Below are 16,137 nucleotides of genomic sequence, written 5' to 3' on the forward strand. Positions count from 1 at the left end.
TCACGCGGCAGCCTCCTCGACGACGCCTTCAAGCCGATCTTCAAGCTCTTCGCCCGCCTTGCGCAGGGCCTCGAGCGTCGCCTCGTCGGGCGACCAGTAGTTACGTTCGTGCGCCTCGATGAGCCGGTTGGCGACCTTCGCCGAGGCGGTGGGGTTCAACTGGGCCAAGCGGTTACGCATCTCGTCGTCGAGCACGAAGGTCTCGGTGAGCTGCTGATAGACCCAGGGGGCGACCTGACCGGTGGTGGCCGACCAACCCATGGTGTTGGTCACGTGGACCTCGATCTGGCGCACGCCCTCATAGCCGTGCTTGAGCATGCCCTCGTACCACTTGGGGTTGAGCATGCGGGTGCGGGTCTCGAGCGCGACCTGCTCGGCCAGGGTGCGCACCACGCCGTCGCCACGGGTCTGGTCGCCGATGTAGACCGGCACCTCGTCGCCCTTGAACTGACCGACGCTCTTGGCGATGCCGCCGAGGGTGTCGAAGTAGTGGTCGACGGTGGTGACGCCGAGTTCGACCGAGTCGAGGTTCTGATAGGCCAGCTGCACCTTGCCGAGCACGTCCTTGAGCAGCTCGGTCTGCTGCATCGGCTTGCCCGAGCGACCGTAGGCGAAGCTCTTGCGCCGGGTATAGGTCTCGGCAAGCTCGTCGTCCTCGTCCCAGCTGCTGCTGTCGATGAGGTTGTTGACGTTGGCGCCGTAGGCCCCGTCGGCGTTGCTGAACACCCGCAGCGCGGCGGTCTCGAGGTCGCAGTCGTGCGCCTCCATGTACTCGAGCACGTGCTTGCGGATGAAGTTCTGCTCGACCGGCTCGTCGGCCTCGGCGGCGAGGAAGGCGGCCTCGGCGAGGAGCTTGGTCTGCAACGGCAGCAGGTCGCGGAAGATGCCCGAGAGGGTCATCACCACATCGATACGCGGCCGTCCCAGTTCTTCCAGCGAGATCAGCTCGGCACCGCACAGTCGACCGTAGTTGTCGAAGCGCGGGGTCGCGCCCATCAGCGCCAGGGCCTGGCCGATCGGACCACCCTCGGTCTTGAGGTTGTCGGTCCCCCAGAGCACCAGCGCGATGCTCTCGGGGAAGCCATTGCCCTCGGCCAGATGACGCTCGATCAGTAGCTTGGCCTGCAGCGTGCCGTCACGCTGGGCGAAGCGGCTGGGCATGCGGAAGGGATCGAAGCCGTGCAGGTTGCGACCGGTGGGCAGGATCTCCGGGGTGCGCAGCAGATCGCCGCCGGGCGCCGGCGGGATAAAGCGCCCGTCGAGCGCGGCGAGGATCGCCGGGGTCTCGGTGTCCTGCTGCAACTGCTGGTTGATCCGCGTGAGTTCACGGAACAGCTCGACGTTCGCCTCGGAGGTCGGCATCTTGCCGGCCTTGAGCGCCTTCTCCGGCGACTTGCCGGCGACCAGCGCCGCGACCGCGGCACGCTCCGGGGTAATGTCGCGGGTCGACTCGGCCACCGCCACCAGGGTGTCGATGCGCTCCTCGTCGGTCGGTGCCTCGCCGACCACGTGCAGACCGTGCGGGATCAGGGTGTACTCGAGTTCGAGCACCTCCTCGTTGAGCCGGGTGATGCGCGCGTCGATCTCGGCGGCCGGCCACTGCGGCTCGAGTTCGGCGAGTTCCAGCTCGGCGGCCTGGGCCTGGATCACCTCGGCGAGCTGGGCGCGCTCGTCGGTCTCGCTCGGCGGCAGCGAACGCCACCGCTCCATCGACGACTTGAGTTCGACCAACCCCTTGTAGAGACCGGCATGCGCGATCGGCGGGGTGAGGTAGCTCACCAGGGTCGCGGCGGCGCGGCGCTTGGCGATGACGCCCTCGGAGGGGTTGTTGGAGGCGTAGAGGTAGACGTTGGGCAGATCGTTGATGAGACGATCGGGCCAGCAGGCGCCGGACAGACCGGCCTGCTTGCCCGGCATGAACTCGAGCGCGCCGTGGGTGCCGAAGTGCAGCACCGCGTGGGCACCGAAGTCCTCGCGGATATAGCGATAGAAGGCCGAGAAGGCGTGAGTCGGAGCGAAGCCCTTCTCGAACAGCAGCCGCATCGGGTCGCCTTCGTAGCCGAACGAGGGCTGGATGCCGACGAAGACGTTGCCGAACTGGGCGCCGAGCACGAAGATCGAGGCGCCGTCGCTCTGCTGACGACCCGGAGCCGGCCCCCAGTGCGCCTCGATCTCGGCGAGGTGCGGCTCACGACGGACGTGATCGTCGGTGGCAATGCGAGTGTGGACGTTGGCATGGGCGCCGAAGCGCGAGGCGTTGCCGTTGACCACGCGCTCGCGCAGGTCATCGACGCTCTCGGGCAGCTCGACGCCGTAGCCGGCCTCCTTCATCGACACCAGGGTGTGATAGAGCGAGGAGAACACCGACAGATAGGCGGCGGTACCGGTGTTGCCGGCGTTCGGCGGGAAGTTGAACAGCACCACCGCGACCTTGCGCTCGGCGCGCTCGGCGCGACGCAGCCGCACCAGCTTGGCGACACGGGCGGCGAGCATCGCGGCGCGATCGCCCTTGGCGTTCATGTCGCGGTTAGCATCACCGCTGCCGTCACCGGTACGCCCACCGAAGACCATCGGGTTGGTGGCGCCGTCGAGTTCGGGGATGGCCACCATCATGGTCGACTCGACCGGCATCAGTCCCTGCTCGGAGTCCTCCCACTGGTCGAGGGTCTGGAACTCCACGGCGAGGGTCGACATGTAAGGCACGTCGAGCTTCTCGAGCATCTCCTCGGCGGCCTTGGAGTCGTTGTAGGCGGGGCCGCCGACCAGCGAGAAGCCGGTGAGCGAGACCACCGCATCGACCGTCGCCTTGCCGTCCTTCATGAAGAACTTCTCGATCGCCGGGCGGGCGTCGAGGCCGCTGGCGAAGGCCGGAACGACCTGCAGGCCGTGGGCCTCGATCGCCTTGATCACGCCCTCGTAGTGCCCGGAATTGCCGGCGAGCACGTAAGAGCGCATCAGCAGCAGGCCGACACGCCCCTTGAAGCCGCCCTTGCCGGGATTGGGGAGCTGGGCGAGCTGCTCGGTGATGCGACCCTTGACGGCGGGGTGGAAGAGTCCGACCTCGGGATACTCGATGGGCGCGCCGACCTTGAGGGTGCCGCGCAGATGGCGCCGCTCGCCGTCGGCGTAGCGGTCGACCAGGAAGCGGATCATGTTGCCGAGGTTGTCGGCGGAACCGGCGAGCCAGTACTGCAGGGTGAGGAAGTAGGCGCGCACGTCCTGCGCGGTGCCGGGGATGAAGCGCAGCAGCTTGGGGATGCGACGCAGCATCGACATCTGCTGGGCACCGGCGCTCTGCTGCTTGCGCTCCTTGTTGCCGCGCAGCCGCTTGAGCAGCGCCATCGGGCCACCCTGGGCGCTGCCGTCCATGGTGAAGCCGCCGAGTTTGGTCAGGCGCATCAGCTCGCTGGCCGACATGCACACGATCATCGCGTCGCAGTCGTCGCGACGCGCCTGCAGGGCCGACAGGATCGGGCGGAAGTGCTCCTCCATCACCAGCATGGTGACCATGATGATGTCGCCCTGGGCGATGTCGGCGTGGCAGCGTTCGAGCGACTCGGCGTCACCGGCCCAGTCGGTCGCCGCGTGCAGACTCAGCTCCAGACCCGGGAGGTCGCGCCGGACCTCCGGCAGCGCGCGCTCGGTGGTTCCCGCCAGATGCCCGTCGAGATTGATGATGACGACGCGAACCGGAGTCTCATCGGGTTTCTTGGCGCGCTGATCAGCGGCCGAAATGCGCTTTGGCATCGTAGAGCGTCTCCACAGTAATGGTCTGGATCCCGCGCTCCGTGGCATAGCGCTCGGTGTTGCGCTTGGCCTTGCCACGCACGAAGAACGGAATCTTTTTCAGTTCCTGCTCGGCCTCCGGTGCCCAAGCCATTGCAGCGGGATCGCCGGCCTCGGCGGGCGTCTCCTCGGGCTGCGCGGACACGGCGGTTTCGGGCGCTCGCCCGGGGCTCGCGCCATGTCCCAGATGCGACGGAGTCGACGCGTCGTTGAACTCGAAGTCTTCCCTGAACATGGTGATCAGGTGCTCCTCGAGGCCCATCATCAACGGGTGGACCCAGGTGTCGAAGAGGACGTTCGCGCCCTCGAAACCCATCTGCGGGGCATAGCGCGCCGGGAAGTCCTGCACGTGCACCGGTGCCGAGATCACCGCGCACGGCACTCCCAGACGCTTGGCGATATGGCGCTCCATCTGAGTACCGAGCACCAGCTCCGGATGCGCCTCGGCCACCCGCGCCTCGACTTCGAGATAGTCGTCCGTGATCAGCGGCTCGACGCCGTACTGCTTGGCCGCGGCGCGGATCTCACGAGCGAACTCGCGCGCATAGGTACCGAGCCCGACCACGGTGAATCCAAGCTCCTCGCTGGCCACCCGCGCTGCGGCCACCGCATGGGTGGCGTCGCCGAAGATGAACACCCGCTTGCCGGTCAGATAGGTCGAGTCAACCGAGCGTGAGTACCACGGCATTCTAGACCAGTCGGGCATCGGAATGCTGCCCGTATCGATCCCGGCAACCCGCCCGACCTCGGCGATGAAGTCGCGGGTGGCGCCGATGCCGAGCGGCACCGTCTTGACCGTCGGCTGACCGAACATGCGTTCGAGCCAGAGGCAGGTCTGATCTGCGGTCTCGGGATAGAGACAGATGTTGAAGTCGGCCTCGGGCAGACGCAGCAGATCGGCCGGCGCGGCGCCGAGCGGTGCGACCACGTTGACGTCGACACCGATCATGTCGAGCAGCCGGGTGATCTCGGTGACGTCGTCGCGACAGCGGAAACCGAGCGAGATCGGCCCGAGCAGGTTGGCGCGCGGGCGCTGCCCCTCGGGGCGCGGCGGACGCGACTCGCCGGGCGCCGGACGACGCTCGTGCAGCAGGCCGCGGACCAGCTGGTAGAAGGTCTCGTTGGCGCCCCACGACTCCTTGCGCGCGTAGGCCGGCAACTCCAGCGGCAGCACCGGAATCGGCAGCCCCATGCCCTGGGCGAGCGCGCCGGGTTGATCCTGGATCAGCTCGGCGGTGCAGGACTCACCGATCAGCAGCACCTCGGGCGAGAAGCGGTCGTAGCAGGCCTGGATAGTGTCCTTGACCAGCTCTGCGGTATCGGCGCCGAGTTCGCGGGCCTGGAAGGTGGTATAGGTCACCGGCGGGCGCGAGTCGCGCCGCTCGATCATGGTGAACAGGAGATCGGAATAGGTATCTCCCTGGGGCGCGTGCAGCACCAGGTGGACGCCTTTCATCGAGGCGGCAACGCGCATCGCGCCGATATGGGGCGGCCCTTCGTAAGACCAGAGCGTCAGCTGCATGATGTCAAACCTGTAACAGCGCACCGCGGGTGAGCGGGCGCGCGAACAATTCTGCGAGATCCGCCGCTTGGTCGAATCCGTGTACCGGCGAGAACACCAGCTCGATCGACCACTTGGTACGCAACCCCTCGGCCTCGAGCGGATTGGCCAGCCCCAGTCCACAGACGGTGAGGTCGGGGCGCGCGGCGCGCACGCGATCGAGCTGGGTCTCGAGGTCCTGACCCTCGGTGACCCGCACGCCCTCGGGCAGCAGCGCCAACTCGGGCTCCATCAGCTGACGATCGATGAAGGGCGAGGCGACCTCGACCAGCTCCATGCCGAGTTCGCGCTGGAGAAAGCGCGCGAGCGGGATCTCGAGCTGGGAGTCGGGCAGGAAGTGGATGCGCTTGCCGGCGAGCAGTTCGCGATAGTGCTCGAGCCCACGGCGGGCACGCGCCACCGCCGGCGCGGCGACCTCGTCGACACGCTCGGGGGTCACGCCCCAGGCGGCGGCGGCGGCCTTGAGCCAGGCCAGCGTGCCCTCGACGCCGAAGGGATAGGGCGCCGAGAGCAGCGCCGCGCCGCGCTTGTGCAGCGCGCGTGCGGTCTCGCCGAGGAAGGGCTGGGCGAGCAGCACCGAGGTGCCAGGGCCGACCGGGGGCAGCTCGCTGGCCTGACGCGGCGGCAGGAAGTGCACCGGGCCGATCTCGAGGGCCTCGAACAGCCGCCGGAACTGGTCCTCGACGACGTCGGGCAGGGTGCCGAGCACCAGCAGCGAGCGCTCGATGCTCGGCAGCGCCGGCAAGCGCGGCACCAAGGCGCCGAGACAGGCGTCCTCGCCTTGGGTGAAGGTGGTCTCGAGACCGCTGGCCGAGTAGTCGATGACCTGGACACGGTCGCTGTAGCGCTCGGAAAGACGCTCGGCGGCCTTACCCAGATCGAGCTTGATCACCTCGGAGGGGCAGGATCCGACCAGGAACAGGGTCTTGATGTCGGGACGGCGCTCGAGCACGTCGGCGACCACGCGGTCGAGTTCCTGGTTGCAGTCGGCGAGACCGGCGAGATCACGCTCCTGGAGGATGGCGGTGGCAAAGCGCGGCTCGGCGAAGATCATCACCCCGGCGGCCGACTGCAGCAGGTGCGCGCAGGTACGCGAGCCCACCACCAGGAAGAAGGCGTCCTGGATCTTGCGGTGCAGCCAGACGATACCGGCCAGACCGCAGAAGACCTGGCGCTGACCACGCTCGCGGGTGATCTCGGGCAGCGCACAACCGCCCTGCTTGGGTTCAGTCACCAGGCTCATTCGGTCACCTCGGCGAGCTTGGTCGCGCGGTTGCCCTCGAGCCGCGCGGCGCGCAGCTTGATCAGGAACTGTCCGGCATTGATCACGTAGGTGGCGTAGGCGGCGAGCGCGATCCACATCTGCCCGGTCACATCCACCCAGTGAGTGGCCAGGGCGACCAGATAGGCGGTGTGCAGCGCCAGCACCAACATGCTGAAGACGTCTTCCCAGAAGAAGGCGCGCGCGAACAGGTACCGCCCGAACACGACCTTTTCCCAGATCGCGCCGGTAATCATGATGGTATAGAGGATCAGGGTCTTGATAACGATGGAGACCGTCGCCGCCAGCGCACCCTCGCCGGTTGACAGGTAACGCAGCACCAGGTACAGACTAACCAGAAAGACCACGAATTGAACGGGCGCAAGAATCCCTTGAACCAGCGTCCAAGGCGATTCGTCCCGACGCCTGCGCTCTTCTGGGGTATAAAGCGGCGGGCGCGGGATTTGCTTTGATTGACGGAGACTCATCGTTGGCCGGGCTCGCTTCGATCCTTAGTCGTTATTTCATGCATGAGGAATCTAGTCCGCTTTCCAAGATGCGTCAACCAAACTTTACGTAAACTTGACTTGACAACCCGGCACAAGCCACCACAATAGGGTTGCGAGTCCAACGAGGCCGCTTGCGGTGCCCTGGCACCAGCATGCACGGTACGTTCGGCATGGCCCGTCCAGACCGACGACCGCCGCTCCGTTGCACTCGAGAGTTGAGAGGGCGGGCCTCGATCCAGCAACATCGAAGTACGGAGACGAGCCCGCGCATTGCGCCTTGGTTTGGTTTCCGTCGAAACACCTGATTTCGGCAGCGAGCATCGCGCATCCGAGCCCAACTTGTCACCCCCCGCGTGCGCGCGCAGGGCGACCCAGGGTCCTCGAAGCGTGGCAAACGGGCTTCAACGCCCGGGGTGCCGGGAGGCTTGTGATTCATTTGGGATCTCGTTCGGTGAGCCTGCCACTGCGGCCCTGACGTGGAACCTGCTAAACGCACCCATAGGCAGTGGAGGGTCTGGTCGCCGTGAGTCCGTTCAGAGACCCAAGGGAATCCCTGGGCGTCCTCAACGCCGAAACAGCGGCGCTGTTAATCGAAGGCACAGCGGACATCGCCATCGTGATCGACGACCAAGGCGTAGTGAGCGATATTGCGTACGGGAGCGACGATCTCTCCTCGGAGTTCAGCGACGAGTGGATCGGCCAGCCGTGGCTGGCGACCGTCATCCCGGAGAGCCGCCCCAACCTCGAGGCGCTGCTCGCCGAGGCCGAGCACGACGCCATCACCCACTGGCGCCAGGTCACCCACCCCACCGCGCGAGGCACCGACATCCCGGTGCAATACCGCGCGATGCGGCTCGGTGAGGACGGCTCGGTGGTGGCGCTCGGGCGCAACCTCCAGGGCATCGCCGCATTGCAGCAGCAACTGGTCGACGCCCAGCAGGCGCTCGAGCGCGACTACTGGCGCTTCCGTCAGGTCGAGACCCGCTATCGGTTGCTGTTCCGCATGGTCTCCGAGGCCATCCTCATCATCGACGCACCGACCCAGCGCGTGGTCGAGGCCAACCCGGCGTCGGGACAGCTGCTCGGCGAGGCGCCCGCACGGGTGATCGGCCGCCCCTTCCCCGAGGGCTTCGACGCCGACAGCACCCAGGCGATCAACGGCCTGCTCGCCGGCGTGCGCGCCGCCGGGCGCGCCGACGACGTGCGCGCCCGACTGCTCGACAGCGGTCAGGAGTTCCTCGTCTCGGCCTCGCTGTTGCGCCAGGAGAACGTCTCCTTCCTGCTCGTCAGGCTCTCGCCACTGCCCGCCGACAACTCGACGACCGCTCACCCGGAGGCCGGCGCGCGTTATCTGCGCGTGCTCGAGAACGCCCCCGACTGCGTGGTCATCACCGATGGCGACGGTCGCGTGCTCACCGCCAACGGCACCTTCCTCAATCTCGCCGAGGTGGCCACCGAGCAGCAGGCCCGCGGCGAGTCGCTCGACCGCTGGCTGGGTCGTCCCGGGGTCGACCTCAACGTGCTGATGGCCAACCTGCGCCAGCACGGCACGGTGCGGCTGTTCGCCACCACCCTGTGCGGCGAATACGGCTCGACCACCGATGTCGAGATCTCGGCGGCGGCCATCCGCAACGGCGAGCGTCCCTATTTCGGCTTCTTCATCCGCGACGTCGGCCGCCGGCTCGGCGCCGAACCGGCGCCCACGCCGGAACAGCCGCGTTGGCTCGAGCAGCTCACCGAACGTGTCGGCCGGGTACCGCTCAAGGAGCTGGTGCGCGAGTCGACCGATACCATCGAGCGACTCTGCATCGAGGCCGCGCTCAAGCTGACCGGCGACAATCGCGCCTCGGCCGCCGAGCTGCTCGGCTTGAGCCGCCAGAGCCTGTACGTCAAAATCGACCGCTACGGCATCACCGACCAAGCGTCCGAGGCCACGGCGCCGGACAAGAAATAGCGCCGACCTCGACACCCATGCAGCCCGACCCGATCATCACCGCGCGCAGCGTCGGCGCCTCCCGGCGGCGCCCGCCACCCTCGCCCCGGGCCGAGACGCGCACCCCGTTCCACCCACGATCGCATGGCGGCGCTCCCGGCCGGATCGCCGCCGCGCCCCCTGACAGGCTTTTAGGCTTTAGGTTTCCGGCATGAATCAATCGACGCTGTCCGCCACCCCCAAGCGCCCCGCCTTGCCCGCGGTACTCGAGGTCCTCCACCCCATCACCTGGTTCCCGCCGATGTGGGCCTTCGCCTGCGGCGTGGTCTCCTCCGGCGCGCCGATCCTCGATCAGTTGCTGGTGGTGTTCGCCGGTATCCTGCTCGCCGGGCCATTGATGTGCGGTACCAGCCAGGTGGTCAACGACTGGTACGATCGTCATGTCGATGCCATCAACGAGCCCGACCGTCCCATCCCCTCCGGTCGCATTCCCGGCAACTGGGGCTTCTATCTGTCGTTGATCTGGACCGCCGTCTCGTTGCTGCTGGCCTACGCGCTCGGCCCCTGGGTATTCGGTGCCTCGCTGCTCGGCATGGCCCTGGCCTGGGCCTACAGCGCCCCGCCCTTCCGCCTCAAGGGTAACGGCTGGTGGGGCAACCTCGCCGTCGGCATCTCCTACGAGGGGCTGGCCTGGGTGACCGGCGCGGCGGTGATGATCGGCGGCGCCATGCCCGACTGGCAGATCCTCGTACTCGCCCTGCTCTACAGCATCGGCGCCCACGGCATCATGACCCTCAACGACTTCAAGGCGATCGAGGGCGACATCAAGATGAACGTACGCACCCTGCCGGTGCAGCTCGGTGTCGATCGCGCCGCGCGCCTCGCCTGCCTGGTGATGGGCCTGCCGCAAGCAATCGTGATCGCGCTGCTGTTCTCCTGGGACAAGCCCGCGCACGCCATCGCCGTCGGCGTGGTACTGCTGGTCCAGGTGGGCTTGATGATCCGCTTCCTCGGCGACCCGCGCGCCCGCGCCACCTGGTTCAGTGGACTCGGCGTCAGTGTCTATGTCACCGGAATGATGATCAGCGCCTTCGCGGTGCGGGCACTGGCCGGCTGATCCGGCGCCGCCGCCCGCCCCGCGCACCAACCTCAACCCGGGGCGCCGGAGCACCGCGAGCGGCGGGCACGGACGCCTCTCAACCAGGGTAGGACCCTCATGACTGAGCTCGAAACCTTCGACGTGGTGGTGATCGGCGGCGGCCCCGCCGGCGCCACCGCCGCCACCGACCTGGCCAAGCGTGGCCGTTCCGTGCTGCTGCTCGACCGCCCCGGACGGATCAAGCCCTGCGGCGGCGCCATCCCGCCGCAGGCGATGCGTGAATTCGACATCCCCGAGGCACAGCTGGCCACCCGGGTCTACTCGGCACGCATGGTCGCACCCTCCAACCGCACCGTCGACATGCCGATCGACGGCGGCTATGTCGGCATGGTCGACCGCAAGGACTTCGACGAGTGGCTGCGCGAGCGTGCCGCCGAGCACGGCGCCACCCGGCTCGACGCCACCTTCGAGACCATCGAGCGCGACGCTGACGGCACCGCCCTGGTGCGCTACCGCCCCGGTCAGGGCCGCGATTCGGGCGAGCCACTGCAGGTGCGTGCGCGCGCGGTGATCGGCGCCGACGGCGCCCACTCGGCGGTGGCCAAGCAGTGCGTGCCCGGCGCCGAGAAGATGAAGTATGTCGCCGCCTATCACGAGATCGTGCGCACCCCGGAGGGCTTCGACGGCACCCGCTGCGACGTCTACTACCAGGGCGACATCTCGCCCGACTTCTACGGTTGGGTGTTCCCCCACGGCGACACCATCAGCGTCGGCGTCGGCACCGAGATCAGCGGCTTCTCGCTGCGCTCGGCCTGCACCGAGCTGCGCAAGCGCGCCGGACTGGCCGAGGTCGAGACGCTGCGCTGCGAGGGCGCGCCGATCCCGCTCGAGCCGCTACGCTGCTGGGACAACGGTCGTGACGTGGTGCTCGCCGGCGATGCTGCGGGTGTGGTCGCGCCGGCCTCCGGCGAGGGCATCTACTACGCCCTGCTCGGCGGACGCCTGGCCGGCGAAGCGGTCGAGGAGATGCTGGCTACCGGCAAGGCCTCGGCGCTCAAGCTCGCGCGCAAGCGCTTCATAAAGGATCACGGCCGGGTGTTCTGGATCCTCGGCATCATGCAGCGCTTCTGGTATGCCAACGACAAACGCCGGGAGCGCTTCGTCAGCATCTGCGCCGACCCCGATGTGCAGTACCTGACCTGGGAGGCGTACATGAACAAGCGCCTGGTGCGCGCCAAGCCGACGGCGCACATCCGTATCTTCTTCAAGGATCTCGCCCACCTGCTCGGCGTCGTCTCGCCGCGCTGAGCAAGGAGCCGAACGCCCTTCCCTTCGGGCGCTGTACACCAGCACCCGAAGGGCTCCTCGACTCGATCCCGAGAGCTGTCGCACGCGCGACACTCGCGCACATCGATCGCAGGCTCGGCAAGGGACTGCCGGCGGCGGGGACGATCGGCCTTCCATGCTCCATGGACCTTTCAACGCTCGGCGCCGCGCGCGACCTTGACTGGCGCTTGACGAACGCGCGTCCGAACGACCGCACCACGGCTCACCTGTACGACCCGATGCCGGCGCGATCATTGAAGCATCAGCCCGCAGCTCAGTGGCGCGGCGCCCCATTAGCCTCGTCGCCCCCCTCGCAGCCCTGGCGCTGGGCGGCATACCACAACAGCCGCTCGAGCAGTGTGGTGGTGTGACTCACCGAGTGCTCGAAACCCTCGAACACCGCCGGCACACGCTCCAGGTCGACCCCGTCGGCCACCTCCTCGGCGGCCAGCCGGGCGTTGCCGATGATCGCGGCGAACAGTTCACGATAACGCTCGCCGTCACCGCCGCACAGTGGCGTGCTGACATGGTATTGGTGCGCGGCGATCCCGGCATGGAGACGCTGACGGGCATCCTCGGCGGCCTTGATGTCGGTGAGGTCGGTGAACAGGAACATGAAGCCGAGCACCCGGCCCGGCGCCGAAAACACCGGATCAGCGCGCAGCAACACCGGGGTCTCGCGCCCATCGGCGCCACACACCTCGAACTCGGCCTGCCAGGGCCGGTAGTCGTCGCGCAGCGCGGCCAAGGCGGCACGTACCGTTGCGGGATCGCTCACCAATCCGGGCAGCGCATCAAGGGACTCCAGGCGCCCGGCCCCGAACAGCTGCTCGAGCGAACGCGTGGCCAGCACCAGCCGCCCCTCGGGATCGGTGATCAGCATCGGCTGATCGGAGATCCGTACCCGCGCCTGGGCCTCGGCGAGCTGCGCCTGGGCGATCAACAGTCGGACCGAGCGGAACTGCTGGAGCACATCGGTCACCGATTCACCGAGCAGTCGAGCGATGGCCGTCTGCCCCGAGTTCCAGGGTACCGCCCGACCACGTACCTCGCGCTGCTCACCGGCGAGCGCCGGGGCGCGGTTGAGTTCGGCGCCGTCGGCACAGAGCAGCGGGCTGGCGCCGAGGATCAGGGTCCGTACCCGCTCGGGACGAAACCACACCAGATACTCGCCGCAGCCACTCGACAGCGGCACCGCCAGCACTCCGCTGGCGGTCTCCCTGAGCGCGGCGAAGCGCGGGTCCTCGCGCATCAGCGATGAGGTGGCGATCACCGCCGCGCGCGGCTGGCGGTCGAGCCAGGCACGGACACGCAACAACCCTCTCTGCTCCGGGACCCGGCCAAGGGTCTGCAGCTCACCGTCACAGAACAGCGCCGCCCCGCTCGCCTCGAGGCTCGCGAGCAGGGCATCGGCGTCGCTGACCAGCGCCGAGCGCCAGTCGCCGCTACGCGAGATCGCCTCGATCATCCCCTGCTCGAGCCGTCGCACCGCCAGCTCGGCCTGCTCCTGGATGAAACTCTCCAGCGCCGCAATACGCGTGGCCACGGTCTCGGCGAGCAGCTCGCAGAGGGCGCGGATCTCGTAGTGGACGAAGCGGGGCGTGCGATGATGACAGGCGATCAGCCCCCACAGCCGTCCGCCCACGATCAGGGAGACGACCAGGGTGGCGCGCACGTCCATCATCTTGAGGATCTGGATGTGCAACGGCGAGACACTGCGCAGGGTGCACAACGACATATCGAGCGGCTCGCCGAGAGGATGCATCGGCTGCAACGGCACCGGCACGCTGTCGACATCGACCAGCAGCCGCACCCGTGGGCGACGCCCCGGCTGGCGCGCCATCCGCGGCACGCAGGCCTCGGGATAACACTGGCCGAGATAGGCCGGCAGCGCCGGTTCGCGCGCCTCGGCGAAGACCTCGCCGTGACCGGCCTCGTCGAGGCGGTAGAGCATCACCCGGTCGTAGCCGGTGAGCTGCTTGAGGGTCGCGACGACCTCCTCGCCAAGCGCCCGGACCGAGGGCGCGGCGATGATCCGCTGCAGCGCCTCCTCGACCCGCCCGGAGAGTTCGAGCGATGGCCCGGCGGGCTCGAGTTCGAGCACCAACAGGCCGCTGCCCGAGCGATGCACCAGCACGTCGAACTCGGTCGCCCCGACACCCAGGCGACAGCGCAGCGCCAGGGCCACCGGATTGAGGGGCGCGTCCAGATGAGGGCGCAACCGCTGTACCAGATCCTCTCCCAGCCAATCGAGCCGGTGCCCGGGCAGCGCATCGTCCAGCCCCAGCATCCGCCGCGCATTGGTGCTCGCTTGCAGGATCTCGAGATCCCGTTCGCGCACGCTGATCAGGGCACCATGGGGCTGGATGGTCTGGATCGAATGCAGTGATTCGGGATCACGACCCTCAGACCCGGCGATCGTGAACCTGGTCAAGGCGGAGAAACTGACACTCACAGACGGTAAACCTCCGTGCTCGGCTCCTGCCCGCAGCCACAGGCTGTGGGACAGCACCTGCAGGCGATGCGGGACTGGGCGGGCGCGCCACAGCCCCGAGCATCCGCCCGATGTCGGCGCCGACGAGGCGCGATCGGGATTCGCGACCGAGCGCCGAGGGGCGACAAGAGCGCCTCGGACCCGGACATCTCAGACGATGGTACGTGAGCGACTCCAGGCATACCAGCCGGAGCACGGTCGACGTGACCCTCGGTCGCGCCTGAGTTACCATAATCGACTGGCTTGCCCTCGTAGCTCAGCTGGATAGAGCAATCGCCTCCTAAGCGATAGGTCACAGGTTCGAATCCTGTCGAGGGCACCATCTCCCAGGCACGAAACATCTCGCCAGCATCCAGTATACCAACCCCCGCTGCCGCCCCCGGTCGCGCGCCGTGCCGCTTGTGCGCACCAGCCGCCACGCCCGGCGGCTATGCCTGTCGCGCGCCGACCCGTGCCAGCCCGCGCAGCACCAGATCGGGCACCGCCTCCCAGGGACGATCGAGCTGTCCGACAAGTCGCGGCGCATCGCCCCCGGTCAGCAGCAACCGAGGTGTCTCGCCGGTGCGCAAGACGCACTGATCGTAGAGCCGGGCGGCAACGCCCAGGACCGCCTGCAGGCTGCCGGCAGCCACCGCCGTGCCGGTATCGCGCGCCCAGGGCTCACCGCTCGGCTCGGCGGTGATCCGCGGGATCGCGGTGCCGGCGAGCAGGCTCGCGCGCATCATCTCGATCCCCGGCAGGATCACCCCGCCGAGGTGCTCGCCGTCAGCGGCGAGCAGGTCGAAGGTCACCGCAGTACCGGCATCGAGGACGAGCTTGGCGCCCTCCCCCTCGGCCTCGGCCGCGACCAGACCCAGCCAGCGATCGACGCCGAGCCGGCTCGGCTCGTCATAGGCGATGCGCAACCGCCCCCAGGTCGCGCGCGTGGCGACGAACTCCGGCTCGAGCGCCCAATAGGCACGACTCACCCGACTCAGCGCCTCGGCCACCGCCGCGCCGCCGACATTGCTCACCAGCACGCGCTCGGGGCGCGGCGCCAATCGCTCCCAGCTCGCCAGCAGATCGAGCGGGATGCCGCCGTCATGGCGCACCACCTCGACCTCGCCGACCTCCGGCCCGTCAGCCAGTGTCCAACGCAGATTGGTATTGCCGATATCGACCAACAACATCATCGCTCCTCCTCCACGACCGGCCGCAGACTGACCTCGCCGGCCTGGAAGCGGCGCACCCCCTCGGTGGTCTCCAGTCGCAGCGCGCCATCGTCCTCGATCCCGGCATAGCGCCCACGGATCACCCGCTCACCGAGGTGCAACGCCACCGGCTGGCCGCGCAAGCTGTCGAACCGCTCCCAGCGTGCGAGGAAGGGGCCAAGTCCGGCGCGCTCGTAGTCGGCCAGCGCCTCGAGCAGCGCCTCGGCGAGCCGCCCGGCCAGCGCATTGCGCACACCCTCGAGTGCGCCGGGCAAGGCCTCGGCGAGCGTCACCCAGGGCTGGTCGATCGCCGCCCCCTGGTCAGCCGCCATGCGCAGATTGATGCCGATGCCGACCACCAGATGGCTCGGTCCCTGCGACTCGCCGGCGACCTCGAGCAACAGCCCGGCGAGCTTGCGTCGCTGCCAGAGCACGTCGTTGGGCCATTTCAGCGTCACGTCCTCGACCCCGAGCGCGGCGAGCTGCTCGGCCACCACCACCCCGGCGACCAGGCTCGAGGCACCGAGCGCGGCCGGCGCCAGCGGCGAGCGCCACAGCAACGAGCCATAGAGATTGACCCCGAAGGGCGAGACCCAGGTCCGCCCCCGCCGCCCGCGCCCGGCGCTCTGCTGCTCGGCCAGACACAGGGTCGCCGAGGGCGCCCCGGCGGCGGCCTCGCGCATCAGCCAGGCGTTGGTCGAGTCGATCTGGTCATGGATGTCGAGCCGGGCGAGCCGCGCGCGCCCCTGTTCGGACATCGCCGCGAGCAGGCGCTCGCGCTCGAGCAGCTCCAGCGGCTGGGCGAGACGGTAGCCGCGCCCGCGCACCGATTCGAGCACCAGGCCGAAGCGCTCGGCGGCCTTGCGCAACGCCTTCCACACCGCCGCGCGGGTGATGCCGAGGTGCGCGGCGATGGCCTCGCCCGAGTGCACCTCGCCGTCGGCGAGCAGCCGGATCAACGCGATCTGACGATCCATC

Annotated in this window: 10 protein-coding genes and 1 tRNA gene; 4 read left to right on the forward strand and 7 right to left on the reverse strand. The window is 68.4% G+C overall.

The genetic code is table 11. From position 1 onward, the window contains the following. From MARPU_RS13690 to bchF, 4 genes are read right to left on the reverse strand one after another with little or no spacing between them, the layout of a single operon-like run. Nucleotides 1–3,747, reverse strand: coding sequence for a magnesium chelatase subunit H (locus MARPU_RS13690; RefSeq protein ID WP_005221229.1), 3,747 nt, complete (start codon nt 3,745–3,747; stop codon nt 1–3). Continuing rightward, entirely contained in the window at nt 3,722–5,308 is a 1,587-nt protein-coding gene (bchB, locus tag MARPU_RS13695) for a ferredoxin:protochlorophyllide reductase (ATP-dependent) subunit B (RefSeq protein WP_005221228.1), read from the reverse strand. Before bchB ends, MARPU_RS13690 begins: the two co-directional genes overlap by 26 nt. Nucleotides 5,309–5,312: 4 nt before the next feature. Next, the gene (locus tag MARPU_RS13700; protein WP_005221225.1) at nt 5,313–6,590 is read right to left on the reverse strand and encodes a ferredoxin:protochlorophyllide reductase (ATP-dependent) subunit N; all 1,278 of its coding nucleotides are present in this window, start codon (nt 6,588–6,590) and stop codon (nt 5,313–5,315) included. Beyond that, nucleotides 6,587–7,096 carry a 2-vinyl bacteriochlorophyllide hydratase gene (bchF, locus tag MARPU_RS13705; RefSeq protein WP_005221221.1) on the reverse strand — a complete coding sequence of 170 codons (510 nt, stop codon included), beginning with the start codon at nt 7,094–7,096 and terminating at the stop codon, nt 6,587–6,589. The genes MARPU_RS13700 and bchF overlap by 4 nt, the downstream gene beginning before the upstream one ends. Before the next feature lie 544 nt (nt 7,097–7,640). On the opposite strand from bchF, the gene ppsR reads away from it, so the two are divergent. The 3 genes from ppsR (at nt 7,641) to MARPU_RS13720 (ending at nt 11,457) form a co-directional block, all read left to right on the forward strand. Further along, nucleotides 7,641–9,071, forward strand: a complete 1,431-nt coding sequence (gene ppsR, locus MARPU_RS13710; RefSeq protein WP_005221219.1) for a transcriptional regulator PpsR — start codon at nt 7,641–7,643, stop codon at nt 9,069–9,071. A 190-nt stretch (nt 9,072–9,261) separates the two neighbouring features. Continuing rightward, complete coding sequence (gene chlG / locus MARPU_RS13715) at nt 9,262–10,167, forward strand: chlorophyll synthase ChlG (RefSeq protein WP_005221218.1); 906 nt, start codon at nt 9,262–9,264, stop codon at nt 10,165–10,167. A 99-nt stretch (nt 10,168–10,266) separates the two neighbouring features. Next, on the forward strand, nt 10,267–11,457 hold the full coding sequence (locus MARPU_RS13720) for a geranylgeranyl diphosphate reductase (RefSeq protein WP_005221216.1): 1,191 nt from the start codon (nt 10,267–10,269) through the stop codon (nt 11,455–11,457). A 292-nt stretch (nt 11,458–11,749) separates the two neighbouring features. Here MARPU_RS13720 and MARPU_RS13725 read toward each other — a convergent pair whose 3' ends face one another. Beyond that, complete coding sequence (locus tag MARPU_RS13725) at nt 11,750–13,909, reverse strand: GAF domain-containing protein (protein WP_051415155.1); 2,160 nt, start codon at nt 13,907–13,909, stop codon at nt 11,750–11,752. 305 nt (nt 13,910–14,214) lie between these two features. Between MARPU_RS13725 and MARPU_RS13730 the strand changes: the two genes are divergently transcribed. Then, nucleotides 14,215–14,291: transfer RNA gene (locus MARPU_RS13730), tRNA-Arg, on the forward strand. Between the two features lie 106 nt (nt 14,292–14,397). Here MARPU_RS13730 and MARPU_RS13735 read toward each other — a convergent pair. Both MARPU_RS13735 and birA read right to left on the reverse strand, forming a co-directional pair. Next, entirely contained in the window at nt 14,398–15,141 is a 744-nt protein-coding gene (locus tag MARPU_RS13735) for a type III pantothenate kinase (RefSeq protein WP_005221212.1), read from the reverse strand. Further along, the gene (birA, locus tag MARPU_RS13740; RefSeq protein WP_005221203.1) at nt 15,138–16,136 is read right to left on the reverse strand and encodes a bifunctional biotin--[acetyl-CoA-carboxylase] ligase/biotin operon repressor BirA; all 999 of its coding nucleotides are present in this window, start codon (nt 16,134–16,136) and stop codon (nt 15,138–15,140) included. The genes MARPU_RS13735 and birA overlap by 4 nt, the downstream gene beginning before the upstream one ends. Nucleotide 16,137 lies beyond the last annotated feature (1 nt).

The sequence above is a fragment of the Marichromatium purpuratum 984 genome (assembly GCF_000224005.2).
GTDB lineage: Bacteria > Pseudomonadota > Gammaproteobacteria > Chromatiales > Chromatiaceae > Marichromatium > Marichromatium purpuratum.